21 protein-coding genes and 1 tRNA gene are annotated in these 22,533 nt (G+C 72.5%); 17 read left to right on the forward strand and 5 right to left on the reverse strand.

Annotated elements, in window-relative coordinates; genetic code table 11:
* Window positions 1–3 precede the first annotated feature (3 nt).
* The 6 genes from glp to ACZ5CW_RS01875 all read left to right on the forward strand — a co-directional run bounded on the left by glp (window position 4) and on the right by ACZ5CW_RS01875 (window position 4,693).
* Complete coding sequence (glp, locus tag ACZ5CW_RS01850) at window positions 4–1,326, forward strand: molybdotransferase-like divisome protein Glp (protein WP_468597439.1); 1,323 nt, start codon at window positions 4–6, stop codon at window positions 1,324–1,326.
* Window positions 1,327–1,451: 125 nt separating this feature from the next.
* Window positions 1,452–1,964, forward strand: coding sequence for a cyclic pyranopterin monophosphate synthase MoaC (gene moaC, locus ACZ5CW_RS01855; protein WP_468597441.1), 513 nt, complete (start codon window positions 1,452–1,454; stop codon window positions 1,962–1,964).
* On the forward strand, window positions 1,961–2,461 hold the full coding sequence (locus ACZ5CW_RS01860; protein ID WP_468597443.1) for a MogA/MoaB family molybdenum cofactor biosynthesis protein: 501 nt from the start codon (window positions 1,961–1,963) through the stop codon (window positions 2,459–2,461). The genes moaC and ACZ5CW_RS01860 overlap by 4 nt, the downstream gene beginning before the upstream one ends.
* Window positions 2,462–2,481: 20 nt before the next feature.
* On the forward strand, window positions 2,482–3,111 hold the full coding sequence (locus tag ACZ5CW_RS01865) for a GNAT family N-acetyltransferase (RefSeq protein ID WP_468597445.1): 630 nt from the start codon (window positions 2,482–2,484) through the stop codon (window positions 3,109–3,111).
* A gap of 185 nt (window positions 3,112–3,296) precedes the next feature.
* The gene (gene sepX / locus ACZ5CW_RS01870) at window positions 3,297–4,526 is read left to right on the forward strand and encodes a divisome protein SepX/GlpR (RefSeq protein ID WP_468597447.1); all 1,230 of its coding nucleotides are present in this window, start codon (window positions 3,297–3,299) and stop codon (window positions 4,524–4,526) included.
* 93 nt (window positions 4,527–4,619) lie between these two features.
* Window positions 4,620–4,693: transfer RNA gene (locus ACZ5CW_RS01875), tRNA-Ala, on the forward strand.
* 49 nt (window positions 4,694–4,742) lie between these two features.
* Here the strand turns inward: ACZ5CW_RS01875 and ACZ5CW_RS01880 are convergent.
* Window positions 4,743–5,219, reverse strand: coding sequence for a GNAT family N-acetyltransferase (locus ACZ5CW_RS01880; protein WP_468597449.1), 477 nt, complete (start codon window positions 5,217–5,219; stop codon window positions 4,743–4,745).
* A gap of 78 nt (window positions 5,220–5,297) precedes the next feature.
* On the opposite strand from ACZ5CW_RS01880, the gene ACZ5CW_RS01885 reads away from it, so the two are divergent.
* A complete protein-coding gene (locus ACZ5CW_RS01885; protein WP_468597450.1) occupies window positions 5,298–6,101 on the forward strand; it encodes an exodeoxyribonuclease III in 804 nt (267 codons plus the stop codon).
* 25 nt (window positions 6,102–6,126) lie between these two features.
* On the opposite strand, the gene ACZ5CW_RS01890 is transcribed toward ACZ5CW_RS01885, so the two are convergent.
* Window positions 6,127–6,762, reverse strand: coding sequence for a MerR family transcriptional regulator (locus ACZ5CW_RS01890; RefSeq protein ID WP_468597757.1), 636 nt, complete (start codon window positions 6,760–6,762; stop codon window positions 6,127–6,129).
* Between the two features lie 176 nt (window positions 6,763–6,938).
* On the opposite strand from ACZ5CW_RS01890, the gene ACZ5CW_RS01895 reads away from it, so the two are divergent.
* From ACZ5CW_RS01895 to ACZ5CW_RS01910, 4 genes are all read left to right on the forward strand, one after another.
* On the forward strand, window positions 6,939–8,573 hold the full coding sequence (locus tag ACZ5CW_RS01895; RefSeq protein ID WP_468597452.1) for a flavin-containing monooxygenase: 1,635 nt from the start codon (window positions 6,939–6,941) through the stop codon (window positions 8,571–8,573).
* Window positions 8,570–9,523 carry an alpha/beta fold hydrolase gene (locus ACZ5CW_RS01900; RefSeq protein ID WP_468597454.1) on the forward strand — a complete coding sequence of 318 codons (954 nt, stop codon included), beginning with the start codon at window positions 8,570–8,572 and terminating at the stop codon, window positions 9,521–9,523. The genes ACZ5CW_RS01895 and ACZ5CW_RS01900 overlap by 4 nt, the downstream gene beginning before the upstream one ends.
* The gene (locus ACZ5CW_RS01905) at window positions 9,520–10,404 is read left to right on the forward strand and encodes an SDR family oxidoreductase (RefSeq protein ID WP_468597456.1); all 885 of its coding nucleotides are present in this window, start codon (window positions 9,520–9,522) and stop codon (window positions 10,402–10,404) included. Before ACZ5CW_RS01900 ends, ACZ5CW_RS01905 begins: the two co-directional genes overlap by 4 nt.
* A 93-nt stretch (window positions 10,405–10,497) precedes the next feature.
* Window positions 10,498–10,770, forward strand: coding sequence for a hypothetical protein (locus tag ACZ5CW_RS01910; RefSeq protein ID WP_468597458.1), 273 nt, complete (start codon window positions 10,498–10,500; stop codon window positions 10,768–10,770).
* Between the two features lie 104 nt (window positions 10,771–10,874).
* Here the strand turns inward: ACZ5CW_RS01910 and ACZ5CW_RS01915 are convergent, their stop codons facing one another.
* Complete coding sequence (locus tag ACZ5CW_RS01915) at window positions 10,875–14,762, reverse strand: S41 family peptidase (RefSeq protein WP_468597460.1); 3,888 nt, start codon at window positions 14,760–14,762, stop codon at window positions 10,875–10,877.
* A gap of 161 nt (window positions 14,763–14,923) precedes the next feature.
* Here ACZ5CW_RS01915 and ACZ5CW_RS01920 point away from each other — a divergent pair, with 161 nt between their 5' ends.
* From ACZ5CW_RS01920 to ACZ5CW_RS01945, 6 genes are all read left to right on the forward strand, one after another.
* Window positions 14,924–15,529, forward strand: a complete 606-nt coding sequence (locus tag ACZ5CW_RS01920) for a TetR/AcrR family transcriptional regulator (protein ID WP_468597462.1) — start codon at window positions 14,924–14,926, stop codon at window positions 15,527–15,529.
* A gap of 131 nt (window positions 15,530–15,660) precedes the next feature.
* Window positions 15,661–17,880 carry an MMPL family transporter gene (locus ACZ5CW_RS01925; RefSeq protein ID WP_468597464.1) on the forward strand — a complete coding sequence of 740 codons (2,220 nt, stop codon included), beginning with the start codon at window positions 15,661–15,663 and terminating at the stop codon, window positions 17,878–17,880.
* A gap of 151 nt (window positions 17,881–18,031) precedes the next feature.
* Window positions 18,032–18,547 carry a YbaK/EbsC family protein gene (locus ACZ5CW_RS01930; protein WP_468597465.1) on the forward strand — a complete coding sequence of 172 codons (516 nt, stop codon included), beginning with the start codon at window positions 18,032–18,034 and terminating at the stop codon, window positions 18,545–18,547.
* Window positions 18,544–19,389 (forward strand): EamA family transporter, encoded by an 846-nt coding sequence (locus tag ACZ5CW_RS01935; RefSeq protein ID WP_468597467.1) that lies wholly within the window; start codon window positions 18,544–18,546, stop codon window positions 19,387–19,389. Before ACZ5CW_RS01930 ends, ACZ5CW_RS01935 begins: the two co-directional genes overlap by 4 nt.
* A gap of 43 nt (window positions 19,390–19,432) precedes the next feature.
* The gene (locus tag ACZ5CW_RS01940; protein WP_468597469.1) at window positions 19,433–20,320 is read left to right on the forward strand and encodes an NAD(P)-dependent oxidoreductase; all 888 of its coding nucleotides are present in this window, start codon (window positions 19,433–19,435) and stop codon (window positions 20,318–20,320) included.
* 55 nt (window positions 20,321–20,375) lie between these two features.
* On the forward strand, window positions 20,376–20,651 hold the full coding sequence (locus ACZ5CW_RS01945) for a DUF1876 domain-containing protein (RefSeq protein ID WP_468597471.1): 276 nt from the start codon (window positions 20,376–20,378) through the stop codon (window positions 20,649–20,651).
* A gap of 83 nt (window positions 20,652–20,734) precedes the next feature.
* Here the strand turns inward: ACZ5CW_RS01945 and ACZ5CW_RS01950 are convergent, their stop codons facing one another.
* Both ACZ5CW_RS01950 and ACZ5CW_RS01955 read right to left on the reverse strand, forming a co-directional pair.
* The gene (locus ACZ5CW_RS01950; RefSeq protein WP_468597472.1) at window positions 20,735–21,931 is read right to left on the reverse strand and encodes a serine hydrolase domain-containing protein; all 1,197 of its coding nucleotides are present in this window, start codon (window positions 21,929–21,931) and stop codon (window positions 20,735–20,737) included.
* Between the two features lie 72 nt (window positions 21,932–22,003).
* Window positions 22,004–22,462, reverse strand: a complete 459-nt coding sequence (locus ACZ5CW_RS01955; RefSeq protein ID WP_468597474.1) for an organic hydroperoxide resistance protein — start codon at window positions 22,460–22,462, stop codon at window positions 22,004–22,006.
* Window positions 22,463–22,533 lie beyond the last annotated feature (71 nt).

Raw genomic sequence — 22,533 nt, forward strand, 5'->3', positions numbered from 1 at the left:
ACGTTGAGCAGCGCCGCGACCCGCCCCGCCGGCCCGGACGACCTGTGGTCGGTGGACGAGCACCTGGACGACATCCTCTCGACCGTCCAGCCCCTCGAACCCATCGAGCTGCAACTCCTCGACGCCCAGGGCTGTGTCCTGGTCGACGACGTCACGGTGCCGGTGTCGCTGCCGCCGTTCGACAACAGCTCCATGGACGGGTACGCGGTGCGCGTCGCGGACGTCGCGGGCGCCAGCGAGGAGTTCCCGGCCGTCCTGGAGGTCGTCGGGGACGTCGCGGCCGGCGCGGCGGACCTGGTGCGGGTCGGCCCCGGCCAGGCCGCCCGCATCATGACCGGCGCCCCGCTCCCGCCGGGCGCCGAGGCCGTCGTGCCCGTCGAGTGGACCGACGGCGGGCTCGGCGAGGGCCCGGTGAGCGGGATGCGGGCGCGCAGCCTGGCCCCCGAGGGCGCCGAGGGGCATGTGCGGGTGCACCGCCCCGCCGAGCCACGCGCGCACGTGCGCGCCAAGGGCAGCGACGTGCGGGCCGGCGAACGCGCCCTGGAGGCCGGGACGATCCTCGGACCGCCGCAGATCGCGCTGCTCGCCGCGGTCGGCCGCGGCACGGTACGCGTGCGACCGCGTCCGCGCGTGGTCGTCCTGTCCACCGGCAGCGAACTCGTCCAGCCCGGCGAGCAACTGGCCACCGGCCAGATCTACGACTCCAACAGCTTCGCCCTCACCGCCGCCGCGCGTGACGCCGGCGCCCTCGCCTACCGGGTGGGCGCCGTCGCCGACGACGCCGAGACCCTGCGCGCCACCATCGAGGACCAGCTCATCCGGGCCGACCTGCTGGTGACCACGGGCGGGGTGAGCGTCGGCGCGTACGACGTCGTCAAGGAGGCGCTGTCGTACGTCGGCGACGCGGACGAGGCGGGCGGCGGCGTCGAGTTCCGCAAGCTCGCCATGCAGCCCGGCAAGCCCCAGGGCTTCGGTTCCATCGGCCCCGAGCACACGCCCCTGCTGGCCCTGCCCGGCAACCCCGTGTCGTCGTACGTCTCCTTCGAGCTGTTCGTCCGCCCCGCCATCCGCGCCCTGATGGGCCTCCCGGACGTCCATCGCCCGCGCGAGCGGGCCGTCCTGAAGGCGGACAAGGCGCTCCGCTCGCCCAAGGGGCGGCGCCAGTTCCTGCGCGGCGCGTACACCGCCGGCGAGGTGGCCCCGGTCGGCGGCGCGGGCTCCCATCTGATCGCCGCGCTGGCGCACGCCGACGCGCTGATCGTCGTCCCCGAGGACGTGGAATCCGTCGAGCCCGGCACCGAGGTGGAGGTCGTGCTGCTCGGCTGACGCGCGCGGGCCCGTTCGCAGGGGGATCCTGGTCCCGAGCGGGTACCGGCTTGGAGGTACCGTGTCGCGCACAACAGGCCCGTGCACCGCACTGCGACGGGCCCGGACCGGGAGCGCCACACACCATGACTGTGCCTTCCCGGGGGGAGACCCCCGGATCCCCTGAGCAGGACCGACTGACACACATCGACGAGGCGGGCGCGGCCCGCATGGTCGACGTGTCAGGGAAGGACGTGACCGCGCGCACCGCCCGCGCGAGCGGCCGCGTCCTCGTCTCGCCCCGCGTGGTCGAGCTGCTGCGCGGAGAGGGGGTGCCCAAGGGTGACGCCCTGGCCACCGCGCGTATCGCGGGCATCATGGGCGCCAAGCGGACCCCGGACCTGATCCCGCTGTGCCACCCGTTGTCGGTGTCCGGTGTGAAACTGGACCTGTCGGTCGCGGACGACGCCGTGGAGATCCGGGCCACCGTGAAGACCACGGACCGCACGGGCGTCGAGATGGAGGCCCTCACCGCGGTGACGGTCGCCGCGCTCACCGTGATCGACATGGTCAAGGCGGTCGACAAGGGAGCGGTCATCACGGACGTGCGGGTGGAGGAGAAGACGGGCGGCAAGTCGGGCGACTGGAGCCGGGCATGACCTACCGTGCTCTGGTGGTCACCGCCTCCAACAGGGCTGCCACGGGTGTCTACGAGGACAAGGGCGGCCCGCTGGTCGCCGACGGCCTGAAGAGGTTCGGGTTCGCCGTCGACGGGCCTCGGGTCGTTCCCGACGGCGACCCCGTCCAGGCGGCGCTGCGCGCGGGCGTCGAGGCCGGGTACGACGTCATCGTCACCACCGGCGGGACGGGCATCTCGCCCACCGACCGCACGCCCGAGGCGACCCGCGCGGTGATCGATCACGAGGTGCCGGGCATCGCGGAGGCCGTCCGGGCGTTCGGACGGGAGAAGGTGCCGACCGCCGCGCTGTCCCGCGGCCTGGCCGGCGTGGCGGGGCGGACCCTGATCGTCAATCTGCCCGGTTCCACGGGCGGGGTGAAGGACGGCCTCGCCGTGCTGGAGCCGCTGCTGGTCCACGCCGTCGACCAGATCCGCGGCGGCGACCACCCCAGACCCGGTAGTGGGGGTGCGAGCTGAACAGCCCTTCCTGGCCCGTCGTGCTGGGGGACGGTGATGTCGTCCTCCGGCCGATAAAACTGCGCGACCAGCGGGTCTGGCGCGAGGTGAACCGGCGCAACCGGGACTGGCTGCGCCCCTGGGAGGCGACCATCCCGCCGCCCACACCGAGCGGACCGATCGTGCACCGGCCGACCTACCGGCAGATGGTCCGGCACCTGCGCTCGGAGGCGGGCGCGGGCCGGATGCTGCCGTTCGTCATCGAGTACCAGGGGCGGCTGGTCGGGCAGTTGACGGTCGCCGGGATCACCTGGGGATCGATGTGCTCGGGGCACATCGGCTACTGGGTGGACGAGGCGGTGGCCGGCCGCGGAGTGATGCCGACGGCCGTCGCGCTCGTGGTGGACCACTGTTTCCGCAGCGTCGGGCTGCACCGCATCGAGGTCTGCATTCGCCCCGAGAACCGGCCGAGCCGACGGGTCGTGGAGAAACTCGGATTCCGCGAGGAGGGGCTGCGGCCGCGTTATCTGCACATCGACGGAGCCTGGCGCGACCACCTGGTCTTCGCGCTCACAGCGGAAGAGGTGCCCGACGGGTTGCTCGCGCGCTGGCGGCGGGCACGCTCTCGGGAGGCGCAGCGTCCGCAGAACACCCCGGGGAATCCCGCCTAGGCCCCGAAATTGAATGTATGTTCGAAATTGATCGACTGCTGACCGTCTCGGGGCATTGAATTCCCGGCTGCGGCGGACCTCTGATCGCATCGGTCGCAAAAAAAGCTGGAAATATCAGCCAGATCGTGCGACACACCGGCCCAATTGGCAGATGGCCTCACGCAAACCCCTCTACGGTGTGAGACGTGAGCAGCAGCGGCCTCATCTACGCAGTCATTGTCGGGGCCTGGGCCGCCTACTTGGTGCCGATGTGGCTCCGTAGGCAGGACGAGCTGAACGAGGCCCGTCCGACGGAACGCTTCAGCACCGCCATCCGGCTGCTGTCCGGACGGGCGGGCATGGAGCGCCGATACGCCAAGGACCTGCGGGCGCGCTCCGCCCAGGAGGGGGAGCCGGACGCCGGTGATCCGGACGCCGTCACCGACTCGGTGGACGTCCGGGCCTTCGCCGTGCCTCCGACCCGCCGTCAGGTTCGTGCGGACGCCGGGCCCGAGGCGCCCTCGAGCGCGGAACCGGCGCACGACCAGGACACCGAACCGACGCCCAAGTCCGTTCCGGCGCCCGGGCGCCACTCCGCCGGCCCGCCCGCGCAGGCGTCCGTGCCCGCGCAGAAGCGCGTGCCGGCCGCACGGCATGCGCCCTCCGCGCAGGCGGCCGCGGCACGGGCCCAGCGCTCGAAGGTGCTCGCGCGCCGTCGGCGCACCACCGTGATGCTCTTCTTCGGCTTCACCCTCGGCGCGATCGTCGCCGCCGTCGGGGGGCTCGCCTTCCTGTGGGTGCCCGGCGTGCCCGCCGTACTGCTCAGCGCCTACATCGCCTACCTGCGCACCCAGGAACGCCGCCGCTTCGCCTACCAGATGGACCGCCGGCGCGCCGAAGCCGCGGCCCAGCGCCTGCGCGAGCGGGAGCGGCAGCCGCGACGGCGCGTGCCCCTCGACCCGGGCGGCGCGGACGAACCGGAGGAGGGACCGGAGACCGACACGGACACCGGTCTGTCCGCGCTCGCCGCGGACCGGCGCGCCCTCGTCGAGCAGACCGACCACGCCGAGTGGGTCGACCAGCAGCGAGAGCGGCAGCGGCGGCCCGGCCATGGAGACAGCTGGGACCCGGTGCCGGTGCCGCTGCCGACGTACGTGACCGCGCCGGTGGCGCCGCGTGCCACGTCCGAGGTGGACCTGGGGGCGCCCGACACCTGGAGTTCGGCGCGTTCCAGCTCCGTCGCTCCGGAGCATGAGGCCGGTCACGCACCCGAGGCGGAGGCGGAGGCGGAAACGCCCGCGTCCGGGGACAAGCCGGCGGGCGGCCGCAGCGACGCGCGCCGTGCGGCCTCCGCCCGCCGGGCCCGTGAGCGCGGACGCACCCCGCTCTTCGACCAGTACGAGGACGGCGACCGGCCGCGCGCGGCCAACGAGTGACGGCGGTCACGCGACGGGAAGCCCGCCCCTGACCAGTCCGGGAACGGATTTCCAAGCACCCGGATGGGGATGCTAGAGTTTCACTCGTTGCAAGGGCCTGTGGCGCAGTCCGGTAGCGCACCTCGTTCGCATCGAGGGGGCCAGGGGTTCAAATCCCCTCAGGTCCACGCATCATGAAGCCCCGGTCGGCAGTAGCCGACCGGGGCTTCAGCACGTCTACAGCCGCTTGGCGAAACAGCGGCTGTCCTCGTAGTGGCGGTAGTAGCCGAACTTGGTGCACGGCTCGTAGCCGCTGGAGGTGTACAGCGCGATGGCCTCCGGCTGCTTGGTGCCCGTCTCCAGGACCATGCGGACGCGGCCGGCCGTGCGGGCGTCCTCCTCCAGGGCCGCGAGCATGCGGCGCGCCAGGCCCCGGCCGCGCATCTCCTCGATCACGAACATGCGCTTGAGTTCGGCGTCGCCGTTCTCGTTGCCCTCGTCGTTGCGGTCCTGGCTGCGCCAGCCGCCGGTGGCGACCGGGCGGTCGTACCCGTCGTACGCGATCAGGTAGACGCCCTGGGGCGGGGTGAAGTCCGCGGGGTCGAGCGACGTCGCGTCGCCGCCGTCGCCGTAGCGCAGGTGGTACTCGGCCTGGACCTCGTCGTTGAGCTTGACGGCGTCAGGGTGATCGAAACGAACCGGGCGTATATTCATGCTGGGCATCGTACTTCTATGCAGGCGATGGGTCTCGGGCTTTGATGGCCTCGACCAGTGTGCCGGTATCGTGCCCTGGTGCTGACTGTGACCTCGGTGAATGTGAACGGGCTGCGGGCCGCCGCCAAGAAGGGCTTCGTGGAGTGGCTCGACGGGACCTGCGCGGACGTCGTCTGCCTGCAGGAGGTGCGCGCCGAGCCGCACCAGCTGCCCGAGGGGGTACGGCAGCCCGACGGCTGGCACGTCGTGCACGCCCCGGCCGCCGCCAAGGGCCGCGCGGGTGTCTCCCTCTACACGCGACGCGAGCCCGACCGGGTCCGGGTCGGGTTCGGCTCGGCCGAGTTCGACGGCAGCGGGCGCTACGTCGAGGCCGATCTGCCCGGTGTGACGGTCGCCTCCCTCTATCTGCCCTCCGGTGAGGTCGGCACCGAGCGGCAGGACGAGAAGGTCCGCTTCATGGGCGAGTTCCTCGTCCACCTCAAGGAGCTGCGCGAACGGGCCGCCGCCGACGGCCGCGAGGTGGTCGTCTGCGGCGACTGGAACATCGCCCACCAGCAGGCCGACCTCAAGAACTGGCGCGGCAACACCAAGAACTCCGGCTTCCTGCCCGAGGAGCGGGAGTGGCTGGGGCGGGTCTTCGACGCGGCGGACGGCGGGTACGTCGACGTCGTCCGCGCCCTGCACCCGGACGTCGACGGGCCGTACACCTGGTGGTCGTACCGGGGGCGGGCCTTCGACAACGACACGGGATGGCGCATCGACTACCACGCCGCCACCCCCGGCCTGGCCGCCAGGGCCGTGAAGGGCCTCGTCGAGCGGGCGGCCACGCACGCCGAGCGCTGGTCCGACCATGCGCCGGTGACCGTCGTCTACGGCGCGTAGGCCGGTCCGCGGGAGCGGGTGGCGCTCAGTCGCCCGTGTCCTTGCTGTCCTTGCTGAGCCGCCGGTCCAGGGCCAGGGAGAGTTCCGCCTCCACGACGCTGCGGGCCAGGGGGCGCATGCGCTGCAGGTCCTCCTCGGGGGCGTGGCGCAGGATCAGGGCGGCGAAGAGTTCGGCCAGGGAGTCGGCGTGCTCGCGGACGCGGGCGGCGGCAGCGAGGACCTCCGCGAGCGGGATGCCCTCGCGGACCAGCGCGGAGGAGACGTCCAGCAGGCGGCGGCTGATGTGGACGATCTCGTCGCCGTCGGTGCCGACGTAGCCGAGGTCCATGGCGGCGGCGAGGTTCTCGGGGGTGACCTCACCCTCGAAGCGGGCGGCGAGTTCCTCGGGGGTGAGGCGGACCGGTTCCTCCTCGGTGGGAGTGCCGACGCCCAGGAGGTCGGCGACGTCGCGGCCGTGGTCGAAGGCCTCGGCCAGTTCCGCTATGCCGTTCAGCGTGTGGCCGCGCTCCAGCAGGGCGGCGATGGTGCGCAGGCGCGCCAGGTGGTGGTCGTCGTACCAGGCGATGCGGCCCTCGCGGCGGGGCGGCGGGAGCAGCTTGCGCTCGCGGTAGAAGCGCAGCGTGCGCACGGTGATGCCGGCCAGCCGGGCCAGCTCCTCCATGCGGTACTCGCGCCGGGCCTCCGGGTGATCTGCGTCCTCTGCCACGCCCGCAGCCTATGTTGTACCGCCGGTAACTTCCTTCCCCCGACCCCTACCGCTCGGTACGGGGCTGCTCTACAGTCCCATTGCGCCAGTGTTCACTGGCAGAGTCCAAGGCGATGCGTGGAGGCTTCGGGATGGCCGAGCACGAGCATGTACGGGTGGCGGTGATCGGGTCCGGGTTCGGCGGGCTGGGGGCCGCCGTGCGGCTGCGCCGGGAGGGGATCACCGACTTCGTCGTCCTGGAGCGGGCCGACAGCGTCGGCGGCACATGGCGGGACAACAGTTACCCCGGGTGCGCCTGTGACGTCCCCTCCCACCTGTACTCCTTCTCCTTCGCACCCAACCCGCAGTGGCCGCGGACCTTCTCCGGGCAGCGGCACATCCGCGCCTACCTGGAGCACGTCACCGACCTCTTCGGCCTGCGTCCGCACATCCGCTTCGACTCCGAGGTCAAGCTGATGACGTGGGACGCCGAGAACCTGCGCTGGCACATCGAGACGGCGCGCGGTTCCCTGACCGCCGACGTCGTCGTCTCGGCGACGGGCCCGCTGTCCGACCCGAAGATCCCCGAGATCCCGGGGCTGGAGTCCTTCCCGGGCAAGGTGTTCCACTCGGCCCGCTGGGACCACGACTACGACCTGCGCGGCAAGCGCGTCGCCATGGTCGGCACCGGCGCCTCCGCCATCCAGATCGTGCCCGCCATCCAGCCGCAGGTCGGCCGCCTCACCCTCTTCCAGCGCACCCCGCCGTGGGTGATGCCGCGCGTCGACCGCGCCATCAGCGGCGCCGAGCGGTGGCTGCACCGGTCGGTGCCCTTCACCACCCAGCTGCGCCGCGGGCTGCTGTGGGGCATCCGGGAACTGCAGGTGCAGGCGTTCACCAAGCACCCCGAGGAACTCGGCCTCGTCGAACAGCTCGCCAGGCGCAACATGGCCCGCGCCGTCAAGGACCCGGCCCTGCGCGCCAAGCTCACCCCCGACTACCGCATCGGCTGCAAGCGGATCCTGCTGTCCAGCGCGTACTACCCGGCCCTCACCCGGCCCAACGTGGACGTCGTCGCCAGCGGGCTCAGCGAGATCCGCGGTTCGACGGTCGTCGCGGCCGACGGCACCGAGACCGAGGTAGACGCCATCATCTTCGGTACGGGCTTCCACGTCACGGACATGCCCATCGCCGAGCGGGTGGTCGGCACGGACGGCAGCACGCTCGCGGAGTCCTGGAAGAACGGCATGCAGGCGCTGCGCGGCGCCTCGGCCGCCGGCTTCCCGAACTGGATGACGATCATCGGGCCCAACACCGGCCTCGGGAACTCCTCCATGATCCTCATGATCGAGTCCCAGCTGAACTACATGGCCGACTATCTGCGGCAACTGGACGTCCTCGGCGGCCGTGTGGCCCTCGATGCCCGGCCCACGGCCGTCGAGGACTGGAACCACCGGGTGCAGGAGCGCATGAAGCGGACCGTGTGGAACACCGGCGGCTGCACCAGCTGGTACCTGGACGCGAGCGGCCGCAACACCACCATCTGGCCCGGTACGACGACCGAGTTCCGGCGCGCGACCCGGCGGGTGGACCTGGGGGAGTACGCGGTCGTCCGCACGGCCGGGGAGCAGCCGAGGGCCGCGGCCGCGGACAAGCCGGCCGTCGCCGAGAACGGGGACGGGGCGCCCGCAGGGAAGCAGACGGCGGCCGTCGGCAAGCAGAAGAAGGCCGCGGTCTCCGGCGAGCGGACGGCGGTCGCCGAGAAGCAGAGCGAGGGCGCCGCGTGAGCCGGCTCGCCGCCGTGGCCGGCGGCCCGTACGCCCCGCCCGTCCCGGACCGCGCACTCACCGTCGTCTCCGCCGACGGCGCGCGGTTGCACGTCGAGGTGCATGGTCCCAAGGACGCGCCCCCTGTCGTCCTGTCCCACGGCTGGACCTGCTCGACCGCCTTCTGGGCGGCGCAGATACGGGACCTGGCCGCCGACCACCGGGTGATCACCTACGACCAGCGAGGGCACGGACGCAGTCCCGCGAGCCCGGCGTGCACCACCGAGGCGCTGGCGGACGACCTCGAAGCGGTGCTCGCGGAGACGCTCGAGCGCGGGGAGAAGGCGCTGATCGTCGGCCACTCCATGGGCGGCATGACCGTCATGGCCGCCGCCACGCGGCCCCGTCTGCGCGAACACGCCGCCGCCGTCCTGCTGTGCAGCACCGGCAGTTCGCGGCTGGTGGCGCAGGCGCGCGTGGTGCCCTTGCGGGCCGGCCGCGTGCGCACCTGGATCACCGGGCGCGTTCTCGGTTCGCGCGCCCCCCTCGGACCGGTCACGCCGGTCGCGAAGAGCATCCTCAAGTACGCCACCATGGGCGCCGGTTCGGCCCCGCACATGGTCGAGGCGTGCGCCCGGATCGTGCACGCCTGCCCGCGCGCCGTGCGCCACGCCTGGGCCGCCGTGCTGGAGGCGCTCGATCTCGAGCACGGCGTACGGCAGTTGCACGCGCCCACCGCCGTGCTGCACGGCGCGTCCGACCGGCTCACGCCCCCCGTGCACGCCCGTTCGCTGGTGGCCGCGCTGCCCCGGTGCGTCGGCCTCACCGAGCTGCCCGGCGTCGGCCACATGACCCCGATCGAGGCTCCCGAGCCGGTCATCCGCACGATCCGGGAACTCGTCACCACATACGTCACGGGGGCCGGCCCCGAGCACGGTTCCACCCCCGCGCAGATCAAGGAGGGCGCATGAGCAGGGTCAGCCTCGAGGGACAGGTCGCGGTCGTCACCGGAGCGGCGCGCGGCGTCGGTGAGCTGCTGGCGCGCAAGCTCTCCGCGCGCGGCGCGAAGGTGGCGCTGGTCGGGCTGGAGGAGGAGGCGCTCAAGGAGGTCTCCGGGCGCCTGCACAGCGAGAGCGCGTACTGGTACGCCGACGTCACCGACCACGAGGCCATGGGCCGGGTGGCGCAGGAGGTGAAGGCGCGGTTCGGGAAGGTCGACATCGTGGTCGCCAACGCCGGTGTGGCGACGGGCGGTCCGTTCGCCGACTCCGATCCGCAGGCCTGGCGCCGCGTGATCGAGGTGAACCTGATCGGTTCGGCGGTGACCGCCCGCGCGTTCCTGCCGGTGCTGGTGGAGAGCCGCGGCTATCTGCTCCAGATCGCCTCGCTCGCCGCGATCACCCCGGCGCCGATGATGACGGCGTACTGCGCGTCCAAGTCGGGCGTGGAGGCGTACGCGCACAGTCTGCGCGCCGAGGTCGGCTACCAGGGCGTGCGCGTCGGGGTCGCGTACCTGTCCTGGACCGACACCGACATGGTGCGCGGCGCCGACCAGGACGACGTCATGCGCGAACTGCGGCAGCGGCTGCCGTGGCCGTCGAACAAGACGTACCCGCTGGGCCCCGCCGTGGACCGGCTCGTCGCCGGGATCGAGCGGCGCTCGGCGCACGTGTACGGGCAGTGGTGGCTGCGCGGCATGCAGGGCATGCGCGGGTACCTCCCGGCGCTCATCGGGACGGTCGGCCAGCGCGAGATGAAGCGGTTCGCGCCCCGGCTGCAGGGGATGCGCTCCGGGCTCGTCGGCGCAGGTGGGGCGGCCGACGAAGCGGCGCGCACTACGCACCGTGACTGATCCACATGCGCTCCGTGTTCCCCCGTGTGAATCTGGTCGAGGCCCCATCAAGGGGCCGGATCCCCACCTCACTCACCACAGGAGTGAACCCACATGGGTATGAAGGACCAGTTCCAGGACAAGGCCAACGAGCGGCAGGACCAGGCCAAGGACAAGCTCGGCCAGTCGCGTGAGCGTGCCGGCCAGCGAGGCCAGCAGCCGCAGCGCGGTCAGCAGCAGCCGCAGCGCGGTCAGCAGCCGCAGCACGGTCAGCAGCCGCCGCGTGGCCAGCAGCCGCAGTCCGAGCGCGGTCGCCAGAACATGCGCGACATCGAGGACACGGAGCGGGAGATGGACGACCGCTTCGACCGCGACTACGACGCCTAGTCGCCGCGCTCGGCTTCAGCCGGTTGTGCGTGGGGCGCCCTTCCTGTGCGGAGGGCGCCCTGCGTTCGTTGCACGCGGTTCCCCGCGCCCCTTGCGAGGGCCGCTCACTGCCGTGGTGGCAGCTTGGGGCGGGAGCGGTTCGGGACGTCGCTGTGGTCCGGGGGGATGGCGGCGGGGTTGGACTCCAGCAGGTCGAGGGCGAGTTGGACGGCGTCGTCCAGCTGGGCGTGGCGGCCCTCCGCCCAGTCGAGGGGCGTGCGCAGGATCTCCAGGTCGGGGGCGACGCCGTGGTTCTCCACGGACCAGCCGTAGGCGTCGAACCAGGCCGCGTTCATCGGCACCGTGATGACCGTGCCGTCGCCCAGGCGGTGCCGGCCGGTCATGCCGACCACGCCGCCCCAGGTGCGCTGGCCGACGACCGGGCCGAGCCTCAGCAGCTTGAAGGCGGCGGTGATCATGTCGCCGTCCGAGGAGGTCGCCTCGTCGGCGAGGGCGACCACCGGGCCTCGCGGCGCGTTCGAGGTGTACGACACCGGTTGCGCGTCCCTGGTCAGATCCCAGCCCAGGATCGTCCGGGTCAGCTTCTCGATGACCAGTTCGCTGATGTGCCCGCCCGCGTTGCCGCGGACGTCCACGATCAGCGCGGGCCGGGACACCTCCATGCGCAGGTCGCGGTTGAACTGGGCCCAGCCGGAGCCGCCCATGTCGGGGATGTGCAGATAGCCGCACTTGCCGCCGCTCAACTCCCGCACCACCTCACGGCGTTTGGCCACCCAGTCGTGGTAGCGCAGGGGGCGTTCGTCGATGAGCGGGACGACGGCGACGCGCCGGGGATGCCCGGCCTCGCCCTCCGCCGGGGTGAACGTCAGCTCCACGGTCGTGCCGCCCGTGCCGGCGAGCAGGGGACAGGGGCCGGTGACCGGGTCGACGGGGCGGCCGTCCACGTGGGTCAGTACGGCGCCGTCGCGGATGCCCGTGCCGGCCAGCGGTGAGCGGGCCTTGGAGTCGGAGGACTCGCCGGGCAGGATGCGCCGGACCGTCCAGCCGCCGTCGCGGTGGACGAAGTTGGCGCCGAGGAGGCCCTGCCAGCGCTGGTAGTGGGGCGGGCCCTCGTTGCGGCGGGCGGCGGTGACGTAGGCGTGGGAGGTGCCCAGTTCGCCCAGGACCTCGCGGAGCAGGTCGGCGAACTCGTCCGGGGAGGCCACCCGTTCGACCAGCGGCCGGTACTGGTCGAGCACCGCGTCCCAGTCGATGCCGCACATGCCCGGGTCCCAGAAGTAGGCGCGGATGAGGCGTCCGGCCTCGGCGTAGGCCTGGCGCCACTCCGCGGGCGGGTCGACCATGTGCAGGATGCGGCGCAGGTCGATCCAGACGGTCGTGTCGCCGTCGCCGGGCTCGGTCGAGGGCACGGCCCGCAGGTCGCCCTCGTCGACGACGACCAGCCGGGTGCCGTCGCCGCTGACCGCGAACCAGTCGAGGTGGCCGACGAGTTCGGACTTCTTGGCCTTGCTGATGTTGAAGTACTCGAGGGTCGGGCGGCCGGTGGTGTCGTCCGGGCTGGCGAAGGTCTCGCCGAGCGCGCCGGAGATCGGCCAGCGCAGCCAGACCAGTCCGCCGCCGGCGACCGGGTACAGCGAGGAGTACTTGGAGGCGATGACCGGGAACGGGGTGACCCTGCTCGCCAGGCCCTCCATCTCGACGGTCACCGTGCCGCCCTCGCCGGTCTCCTCGTCCTCGAGCGGGTCGAGGCCGCCGGCGGCGGGCCGGCCCTCGGGGTTCAGGGCGAAGGGGGACGGGGTCGCCGAGGAGAGCGGGACGAGATAGGGGCGGCAGCCGAGCGGGAAGGACAGATCGCCGGTGTGCACGTCGTACACCGGATCGAAGCCGCGCCAGGACAGAAACGCCAGGTAGCGGCCGTCTCGGGTGAAGACGGGGCTCTCGTCCTCGAAGCGGCCGTTCGTCACGTCGACGATCATCCGGTCCTTGATGCGGGCCAGCTTGATCTGCCGCAGGGAGCGTCCGATGCCCGGATGCGACCAGGTGAGCCAGGATCCGTCGGGCGAGAAGGCGAGATCACGAACGGGCCCGTTGACAGAGCGGATCAACTCCCTGACGACACCCCCCGCCGCCCCACCCGCTTCGCCCGACCCCGCTGAGCCGGCCGAGTCAGCTGAGTCGCCCGATCCCACCGAGGCACCCGGGGCACCCGCGCCGGCCGAGCTGCCTGGTCCGTCCGGTCCCGCCGAGTCGGCTGAGCTGCGCAGGCTGTCCGAGCCGCCCGAGTCGCCTGGTCCCGCCGTGTCCGCTGGGCTGCCCGACCGCGCTGGGCTGCCCGATCCCACGGATCCCACCGAGCCGCCCGGGGCATCTGAGCTGCCTGGTCCGCCTGGTCCCGCCGAGTCCGCTGGGCCGGCCGACCCCGCCGCCCTGGTCGAACCGGCCGAGTCGGCTGAGCTGCGCAGGCTGTCCGAGCCGCCCGATCCCCCTGACCCGGCCGAACCCTCCGATCCGTTGGCGCCCGTGTCGCCCGAGCCCGCCGATCCGTCGGCGACCTCCGTGTGCCCATAGCCGCCCGACCCGCCCGAGCCCCGGGAGCCCTCCGCGTTCCCCGAGCCCTCCCGGCCTCCTCCGATCCCCGAGCCCTCCCCGCCTCCTCCGACCCGCTGGGCCTCCTCGACGCCTCCGACGCCCTCGACGTCTGTCGTCTCTCCGCCCGACCCCTCCGTCTCTCCGCCCAGCCCCTCCGCCTCGTAGCCCGCCCCCTCCGTCTCCCCGTTCTCCTCCTCCGTCACGTCGATCAGGAGCAGGCGGCCGTCGTGGGAGGCGATGGCCAGGCGTTCGCCGAGTGGGTCGGAGGTCAGCTCGAGGACGCGGCCCAGGTCGCCGGAGGCGAGCCTGCGCGGTGCACGGTCGCCGGTGGCGCGCGGCAGCTGGGCGATCTCGACGGCGTCCTCGCCCTCGGCGTCCGTCACGTACGCGACCTGCCCGGTCGAGCCCAGCATCTCCGGCAGCCGTACCCGGACGCCGGGCGTGTCGCTGAGCGTACGGGCCGGGCCGTCGCGGTGGGTGAGCCAGTACAGGCTGCCGCGGACCACGACGGCGCTGGCCCGGCCCGTCTCGTCCACGGAGATGCCGTCCACGTTCTGCGCGGCCGGCACCGGGTACCTGCGGCGGCCGGTGGCCGGTCCGGCGAGCCGGATGTCGAGCCTGCGCGGTACGCCGGCCGGCGAGAGGTCGTCCACCAGCCACAGGTCGCCCGCGCACTGGTAGACCACGCGCGTGCCGTCGGTGGAGGCGTTCCGCGCGTAGAAGGCGTCGTGGTCGGTGTGGCGGCGCAGGTCGGTGCCGTCGTACGCGCAGGAGTAGAGGTTCCCGACGCCCTCGTGGTCGGAGAGGAAGGCGATCCGGCCGCCGACGAACATGGGGCAGGCCAGATGGCCGCCGATGTCCGGCAGGAGGCGCTGCCCGTGCAGCCAGAGCCGACCCATGGCGCCGCCGCGGTAACGCTTCCAGGAGGCCGGCTCGTGCGGCGGGGTGCCGGTGAGCAGCAGGGTCCTGCGCTCGCCGTCGAGGTCGGCGACCTGGATGTCGGCGACCGGGCCCCAGGGCAGGCGTCCGCCCGGGTCGCCGTCGGTGGGGACCTTGTAGGCCCAGGTGAAGTACGAGAAGGGCTGCCCGTGGGAGGCCACGGCCAGGATGTCGCCCTCCGGGTTCCACCCGCACACCTGCGTGTCCGCACTGCCCCAGTACGTCAGCTGCCGTGCGGGCCCGCCGTCCACGCCGACGAGGTGGATCTCGGGGACCAGGCTGCGCCAGGTGGTGTAGGCGATCCGGCGGCCGTCGGGCGAGAAGCGGGGATGGCCGGCCTTCGTGCGGTCCACCGTGAGCCGCCAGGCGCGGCCCGGGGCGTCGAGGGGCGCCAGCCAGAGGTCGTCCTCGGCCACGAAGCACAGCAGGTCGCCGTTGAGGTGGGGAAGGCGCAGATAGCTCACCTCCCCATGCTTTTCCGGGCGAAGGGCACCAGCAACTTGAGCTTATGAAAACCCGACAGGCGTGACCCAGCGCACGTACGAAACGGTTTCGTTTCGCAGGCTCTCAGGGTATCTTCAGAGATGTAAGAAGCAGGAAGTTCCGGAGCGGGAAGGTGACTGGCATGACCGAGGTCGTCGCAACGGCGCGTCGCAGTCGGATCACGCCCGAGCGCGAGGCCGAGTTGTACGAGGCAGTGCTCGACCTGCTCCGGGAAGTCGGCTACGACGCCCTCACCATGGACGCCGTGGCCTCCCGCACCCGGTCCAGCAAGGCCACGCTCTACCGCCAGTGGGGCGGCAAGGCCGAGCTGGTGGCGAAGGCGGTGCGGCACGACAAACCAGGCACCTCCGCCGACGAGATCGACACCGGGTCGCTCAGGGGTGATCTGCACGCGCTCACGCTGCGTGCGGACGACTGCAAGATGGAGCAGAACTCCGCGCTGATGCGGGGTCTGGCCATGGCGATCCACTCCAGCCCGGACCTCCTGCGGGCGTTCCGGGACCACCTCATCGAACCGGAGATGGCGGAGTTCCGTCGTGTGCTGCAACGGGCGATCGACCGGGGGGAGATCCGTGCGGACAACCCCGCGATCGGCTACGTGATGCACATGATGATCGGTGGGTTCGCCGCCCGTACGCTGATCGACGAGCAGCCGCCGACGCAGGCCTTCCTCCTTTCCTACATCGACGCCGTGGTCCTCCCCGCCCTCGGCGTCCCCACCACCTGATGCACCCGATCCACCTGATCGGTCACTGATCCCTCTCCCCAGCAAGCCCACCACCTGACGTCACCGCTCACGTCGTCGGGCTGATCGCCCCTGCCCAGCTGAACCCAACGACTGACCGGGAGTACGCCTCCGTGGCCACGTTCCTCTACAAACTCGGCCGGCTCGCCTTCCGGCGACGGCACTTCGTCGCCCTCATATGGGTCGCGCTGCTCACCCTCGCCGGGGTGGGCGCCGCGTCCGCGCCGACCGCCGGCAACACGTCCTTCTCCATCCCCGGTACCGAGGCCCAGAAGGCCTTCGACCTGCTGGAACAGCGCTTCCCCGGAATGAGCGCCGACGGCGCCACCGCACGGGTCGTCTTCAAGGCCCCCGGCGGCGAGAAGATGACGGACGCCGGCAACAAGGCGACCGTCGAGAAGACCGTCAAGGAACTGGGGAGCGGTTCCGAGGTCGCCTCCGTCGCCGACCCCTACACCGGGCACGCCGTCAGCAAGAACGGCACCGTCGCCTACGCCTCGGTGAAGTACAAGGTCTCCGGCATGGAGCTGGAGGACTCCTCCCGCGACGCGCTGAAGGAGGCCGCCCAGGACGCGCGGGACGCGGGCCTGACCGTCGAGATCGGCGGTGACGCGCTGACCGCGACACCCGAGACCGGTTCCAGCGAGATCATCGGCATCGCGGTCGCCGCGGTCGTCCTCGTCATCACCTTCGGCTCCCTGCTCGCGGCCGGATTCCCGCTGCTGACCGCGATCATCGGCGTCGGCATCGGTGTCTCCACGATCACCGCGCTCGCCAGCGCCCTGGACCTGGGCACCACCACCTCCACCCTGGCCTCGATGATCGGCCTCGCCGTCGGCATCGACTACGCCCTCTTCATCGTCTCCCGCTACCGCGCCGAACTCGCCGAGGGCCGCGAACGCGAGGAGGCGGCCGGCCGCGCCGTCGGCACGGCGGGCTCGGCGGTGGTCTTCGCCGGCCTCACCGTCGTCATCGCCCTGGTCGGCCTGTCCGTGGTGAACATCCCGATGCTGACCAAGATGGGTGTGGCCGCCGCGGGCACCGTCGCCATCGCGGTCCTCATCGCCCTCACCCTGATCCCGGCGCTGCTCGGCTACGCGGGCCGCAAGATCAAGCCGACCGGTGAGAAGAGCAAGCTGCTCGGCGGCGGCCGTACGCCCAAGAAGCCGGCCCGCCCCAACATGGGCACCCGCTGGGCGAGCTTCGTGGTCCGGCGCCCCGTCGCCGTCCTGCTGCTCGGCGTGCTCGGTCTCGGCGCGGCGGCGGTTCCCGCCGCCTCCCTCGAACTCGGTCTCCCCGACGACGGCTCCCAGCCGGTCTCGACCACCCAGCGCCGCGCCTACGACCTGCTCTCCGAGGGCTTCGGACCGGGCTTCAACGGCCCGCTCATGGTCGTCGTCGACGCCAAGGGCAGCGACGACCCGAAGGCCGCCTTCACCAAGGTCGGCGACGAGATCAGGGGCCTGAAGAACGTCGTCACGGTCAGCCCGGCCGCGCCCAACAAGGCCGGCGACACCGCGACGATCACCGTCGTCCCGAAGTCCAAGCCGTCCTCGAAGACGACCGAGGACCTGGTGCACGCCATCCGTGACAAGGGCACGGACATCGCCGCGAAGACCGACGCCGAGGTCCTGGTCACCGGTTCGACGGCGATGAACATCGACGTCTCGCAGAAGCTGAACGACGCCCTGCTGCCCTACCTCGCCCTGGTCGTCGGCCTGGCCTTCCTGCTGCTGATCGTGGTCTTCCGCTCGATCCTCGTCCCGCTGAAGGCGGCCCTCGGCTTCCTGCTCAGCGTGATGGCGGCCCTCGGCGCCGTGGTCGCGGTCTTCCAGTGGGGCTGGCTGTCGGGTCTGATGAACGTCGAGCAGACCGGCCCGGTCATGTCGATGATGCCGATCTTCATGGTGGGCGTCGTCTTCGGCCTCGCGATGGACTACGAGGTCTTCCTCGTGACCCGGATGCGGGAGGCGTACGTCCACGGCGAGAAGCCCCACCAGGCGGTGGTCACCGGCTTCAGGCACGGCGCCCGGGTCGTGACCGCGGCCGCCGTCATCATGATCGCCGTCTTCTCCGGCTTCATCGGCTCCAGCGAGTCGATGGTCAAGATGATCGGCTTCGGCCTCGCGATCGCCGTGTTCTTCGACGCGTTCCTCGTCCGCATGGCCATCGTGCCGGCGGTGCTCGCCCTGCTGGGCAAGCGCGCCTGGTGGCTGCCGAAGTGGCTGGACCGCGCGCTGCCCAACGTCGACGTCGAGGGCGAGGGCCTGCGCGCCCACGCGGACCGCAAGGACGCCGACCCCGACGAGGAGCGGGAGCTGGTACGCGCCTGACGTACCGCTCGTGAAAGACGGCCGGTGAGGGTGCCCGTGGGGACGGGGCTGCACTCTCACCGGCCTTTCGCGTACCGCCCGGCACCGGCACCCGGCACGGGCGGCGAAATCCCCGTGAATGCGGCCCGGGCGATGCCGTAGCGTGCCCTTCATGACGACGACAGCCGCCACGGACGCCGAAGAGTTCGGGGCCCACCCCCGGTTCGCCGAAGCGCTGCGGGCGCTCGGGCTGGACGATCTGCTCTCGCGCACCCGGCGGTTCCCGGAAGCCACCCGGACCGCCGCCGAGGCCGCCGCGGCGGTCGGGTGCGAACTGAGCCAGATCTGCAAGTCGCTGATCTTCGCCGCGGACGGCGTGCCGGTGCTGGTCCTGATGGACGGGGCCTCGCGCGTGGACGTGGAACGGGTGCGGCAGGAGCTGGGCGCCGGGAAGGTCACCCGGGCCGACGCCGGGGTCGTCCGCGAAACCACCGGGTACGCCATCGGCGGTGTGCCCCCCTTCGGGCACCGCACGCGCACGCGGGTCCTCGCCGACCGTTCACTGCTCGCGCACGACCTGGTGTGGGCGGCGGCCGGCACGCCGTACACCGTCTTCCCGATCGGGCCGAAGGAACTCGTCGGCCACGCGGGCGCCACCCTGGTGGACGTACGCGAGCAGAAGGTGTGACGCCCCTCGTCGCGGCGGCCGTCCTGCTGGCCGCCGTCACCCACGCCGCCTGGAACGCCATCGCGCACCGGATCACCGACAAGCTGGTCGGCTTCGCCCTCATCTCCGGCGGCGGACTGCTGATCGGGCTCGCGACGGTGCCGTTCGTGGCGTTCCCGGCCGGGCCCGCCTGGCCGTTCCTGCTGGCCTCGGCGGCCGTGCACATCGCCTACTACGCCCTGTTGATGACCTCCTTCCGGCTGGGTGACTTCGGGCAGGCGTACCCCCTCGCGCGCGGGAGCGCGCCGCTCGTCGTCACCGTCCTCGCCGCCGTCTTCGCGCACGAGGTCCCCGGTGCCTGGGCGACGGCCGGCATCGCCGTGTCCTGCCTGGGCCTCACCGGTGTCAGCCTGTGGGGGCTGCGCGGCAGCCGGCCCGACTGGGCGGCCGTCGGCGCGGCACTGGCGACCGGGCTGACGATCGCCGCGTACACGGTGATCGACGGCCTGGGCGTCCGCGCCGCGCACTCGCCGCTCGGGTACATCGCCTGGCTCATGGCCGTCCAGGGGGTCGTCGTTCCCGCCTGCCTCTACGCACGCGCGCGTGGCGACACCGTCCGGCTGCTCCGCCCGTACGCCGCCCTCGGCCTCCTCGGTGCCGCCCTGTCCGTCGGCGCGTACGCTCTGGTCCTGTGGGCGCAGACACGTGCCGCACTCGCCCCCGTCGCCGCCCTGCGCGAGTCGTCCATCCTCGTCGGCGCGGCCATCGGCGCCCTGCTCTTCAAGGAGCGCTTCGGAGCGCCCAGGATCGCGGCGGCGGGCCTGCTGGTCGTGGGGATCGGGCTGATGCTGCACGCTGGGTAGCGTCGGACCACTGGGCAGCAAGCCGGACGACAGGGAGCCGTCAATGACCGACAAGCCGACCGTCAGTGTCCTGGGCACCGGCATCATGGGGGCGGCGATGGCCCGCAACCTGTGCCGTGCCGGACTCGACGTCCGCGCCTGGAACCGCACCCGCGAGAAGGCCGAGCCGCTGGCCGCCGACGGCGCCCGGGTCACCGGCACCCCCGCCGAGGCCGTCGAGGGCGCGGACGTCGTCCTGACCATGCTCTACGACGGCAACACCGTCCTGGAGGTCATGCGCGAGGCCGCCCCGGCGCTGCGTCCCGGCGTGGTGTGGGCGCAGTGCACCACCGCCGGGACCGACCTGATCACCGACCTGGCCGCGTTCGCCCGCGACCACGGGCTCGTCTTCTACGACGCCCCCGTCCTCGGCACCCGCCAGCCCGCCGAGGCGGGCCGGCTGACCGTGCTGGCCGCCGGACCCGAGGAGGGCCGGGAGACGGTCGCGCCGGTCTTCGACGCGGTGGGCGCCAAGACCGTGTGGACCGGGGACGACGGGGGCGCGGGCAGCGCCAGCCGGCTCAAGCTGGTCGCCAACAGCTGGGTCCTCGCGGCCACCGCCGCGGCCGGCGAGGTACTGGCCCTCGCCAAGGCCCTCGGGGTCGACCCGCGGGACTTCTTCGACCTCATCGAGGGCGGCCCGCTCGACATGGGCTACCTGCGTGCCAAGGCGGCGCTGGTGCTCGAGGGCAAGCTGACCCCGGCGTCGTTCGCGGTGGCCACCGCGGAGAAGGACGCCCGGCTCATCGTCGAGGCGGGCGAACGGGAGGGCGTACGGCTCGACGTCGCCACCGCGACCGCCGAACGGCTCGCCCGCGCCGCCGCCCAGGGCCACGCGGACGAGGACATGGCCGCCGCGTACTTCGCCAGCTTCGAGCAGACGTCGACATGACGGGCCGGGGTGCCCGGGCGCACCCTGGAAGCAGCGGTTTACGGAGGTGGTCGACATGATGCACACCGCTGTGGGATGGCACATCGAGCTGGAGTTCGAGGAGGACGACCAGCACACGCGCGCGGCGGCCCTGGTGCGTCTGCCCGACGGCACCGAGGTACGGGCGCACGGCCGCGCCAGCCGGCACCGCGTCGACGCCAACCAGCCCCGGGTCGGCGAGGAGATAGCCGGCGCCCGTGCCCTCAACGAACTGGCCATGCAACTGCTGACCAAGGCCCACGGGGAGATCGACTCGGAGTCCGGCCGGACCTCGCACCCGATCCACGTGTGACGCGGAGGCGCTGGGCGCGATGGCACGGGGGACGGCGCACGCTCTAGGTGCGTGCCGCGGACGCACGCCCCGAGCGCGTGCCGTCACGCACCTCGCGGCCCTCCCCCGGCCCCGCTCCCCTGCGCGAGCGCCGAGCGCAGCGCCCGTACCAGTGCCTGTGCCCTCGGGTCCGCCGTCACGCTCTTGCGGAAGCCGTTGGTGACGTAACCGAAGGCGATGCCCGTCTCCGGGTCGGCGAACGCGAGGGCGCCGCCCCGGCCAGGGTGGCCGAAGGAGCCGGGGGAGAGCAGCGGGGACGCGCTGCCGTGCAGCATGTGGCCGAGACCGAAGCGGGTGCCGACGACGAGGACCCGGTCCGGCCCGGCGGACTGCTCGGCGCGGGCCAGTTCCACGGTCTGCGGGGTGAACAGGCGGGTTCCGCCGTCCACCTCACCGATGAGCGAGGCGTAGAAGCGGGCCAGTCCGTCGGCCGTGGCGATGCCGTTGGAGGCGGGCAGGGCGGCGGCGCGGTAGGCGGGGGCGTTCTCGTCCGGCAGCGGGGTGATCGCGGCGAACGCGCGGCGGGTCAGGGAGTCCGGGTCGGCATAGGCCTCGGCGACCGCGCGCTTGGGGCGGGTCCGCAGGCTGCCCGCGGCCTCAGGTGCCTCGACGGGGCCGACGCGCCCCACGCGCGCGTGCTGCGCTTCCGGCAGGCCGAGCCACAGGTCCGCGCCGACGGGCCCGGCGATCTCGTCCGCGATCCACTCGCCCGCCGGGCGGCCGGTGACGCGCCGGAGCAGTTCGCCGGTGAGCCAGCTGTAGGTCTGGGCGTGGTAGCCATGGTCCGTTCCCGGCTCCCACACCGGCGCCTGCGCGGCGACGGCCGCCGCACCGAGGTCGGGGTCGGCGGCCTCCTTCGGGGTCAGCGGACGGTCGAGCACGGGCACGCCCGCCCGGTGCGCGAGCAGGTGCCGTACGCGCGTGTGCTCCTTGCCGGCCGCCTTGTACTCCGGCCAGTACGTGCCGACCGGGGCATCCAGGTCCAGCTCGCCGCGCTGGTGCAGGAGCAGCAGCGCGCCCGCGGCGACGCCCTTGGTCGCGGAGCGCACGATCTGTGCGGTCCCGGGTTCCCAGGGGGAGTCGCCGTCCACGTCCTTGGTACCGGCCCACAGGTGCACGATCCGGTGTCCGTCGCGGTACACGGCGACGCCCGCTCCGCGCTCCCCGAGCAGCTCGAAGTTCGCTGCGAACGCCTCCCTGACCGGCTCGAAGCCCTCGGCCACAGTGCCGTTCACGTCCACGCCCGCCGTCCCTTCCCTCGCCTGCGACAGTGGGTGCAACAGCGGCTGCGTGCCTGCGATTCCTCGGCGGGATCAGCCCAGCAGAATCGTTACGTCTATGTTGCCGCGCGTGGCGTTGGAGTAGGGGCACACCTCGTGGGCGGCATCCACCAGCTTCTCGGCGAGCTGCCGGTCCAGTACCGGCAGCGAGACGCTGAGGGCGACCGCGAGGCCGTAGCCCTGGTGCCTGTTCGGGCCGATGCCGACCTTCGCGGCCACCGTGGAACCGGTCAGGTCGTAGCCCGCGCGGTTGCCGACCAGGATCAGGGCGTTGTGGAAGCAGGAGCTGTACCCGGCCGCGAAGAGCTGCTCGGGGTTGGTGCCGTTGCCGTCCCCGCCCAGCTCCAAAGGCATCGCGACCTTCAGCTCGATCCGGCCGTCCTGGCTGGTGACGTACCCGTCGCGGCCGCCGTGCGCGGTGGCCTCGGCGACGTACATGATCTTCGTCGGGCGGGTGTCGACAGCGGTGTCGACCGCGGTGCTGTCCATCATGATCGGCCTCCCCCAGAACAAGTGGCGCACAAATACATCGTGCACAAGGTACTGGCTGGTAGGTCTGCGGG

It is taken from the genome of Streptomyces sp. NPDC031379 (assembly GCF_055569615.1).

Excerpts from the sequence above, each read along its gene's own strand:
- moaC (WP_468597441.1), top strand. The coding sequence starts at position 1,452 with ATGACTGTGCCTTCCCGGGGGGAGACCCCCGGATCCCCTGAGCAGGAC.
- ACZ5CW_RS01860 (WP_468597443.1), top strand. The coding sequence starts at position 1,961 with ATGACCTACCGTGCTCTGGTGGTCACCGCCTCCAACAGGGCTGCCACG.
- ACZ5CW_RS01880 (WP_468597449.1), bottom strand. The coding sequence starts at position 5,219 with ATGAATATACGCCCGGTTCGTTTCGATCACCCTGACGCCGTCAAGCTC.
- ACZ5CW_RS01890 (WP_468597757.1), bottom strand. The coding sequence starts at position 6,762 with ATGGAGGAGCTGGCCCGGCTGGCCGGCATCACCGTGCGCACGCTGCGC.
- ACZ5CW_RS01895 (WP_468597452.1), top strand. The coding sequence starts at position 6,939 with ATGGCCGAGCACGAGCATGTACGGGTGGCGGTGATCGGGTCCGGGTTC.
- ACZ5CW_RS01905 (WP_468597456.1), top strand. The coding sequence starts at position 9,520 with ATGAGCAGGGTCAGCCTCGAGGGACAGGTCGCGGTCGTCACCGGAGCG.
- ACZ5CW_RS01910 (WP_468597458.1), top strand. The coding sequence starts at position 10,498 with ATGGGTATGAAGGACCAGTTCCAGGACAAGGCCAACGAGCGGCAGGAC.
- ACZ5CW_RS01920 (WP_468597462.1), top strand. The coding sequence starts at position 14,924 with ATGACCGAGGTCGTCGCAACGGCGCGTCGCAGTCGGATCACGCCCGAG.
- ACZ5CW_RS01930 (WP_468597465.1), top strand. The coding sequence starts at position 18,032 with ATGACGACGACAGCCGCCACGGACGCCGAAGAGTTCGGGGCCCACCCC.
- ACZ5CW_RS01940 (WP_468597469.1), top strand. The coding sequence starts at position 19,433 with ATGACCGACAAGCCGACCGTCAGTGTCCTGGGCACCGGCATCATGGGG.
- ACZ5CW_RS01945 (WP_468597471.1), top strand. The coding sequence starts at position 20,376 with ATGATGCACACCGCTGTGGGATGGCACATCGAGCTGGAGTTCGAGGAG.
- ACZ5CW_RS01955 (WP_468597474.1), bottom strand. The coding sequence starts at position 22,462 with ATGATGGACAGCACCGCGGTCGACACCGCTGTCGACACCCGCCCGACG.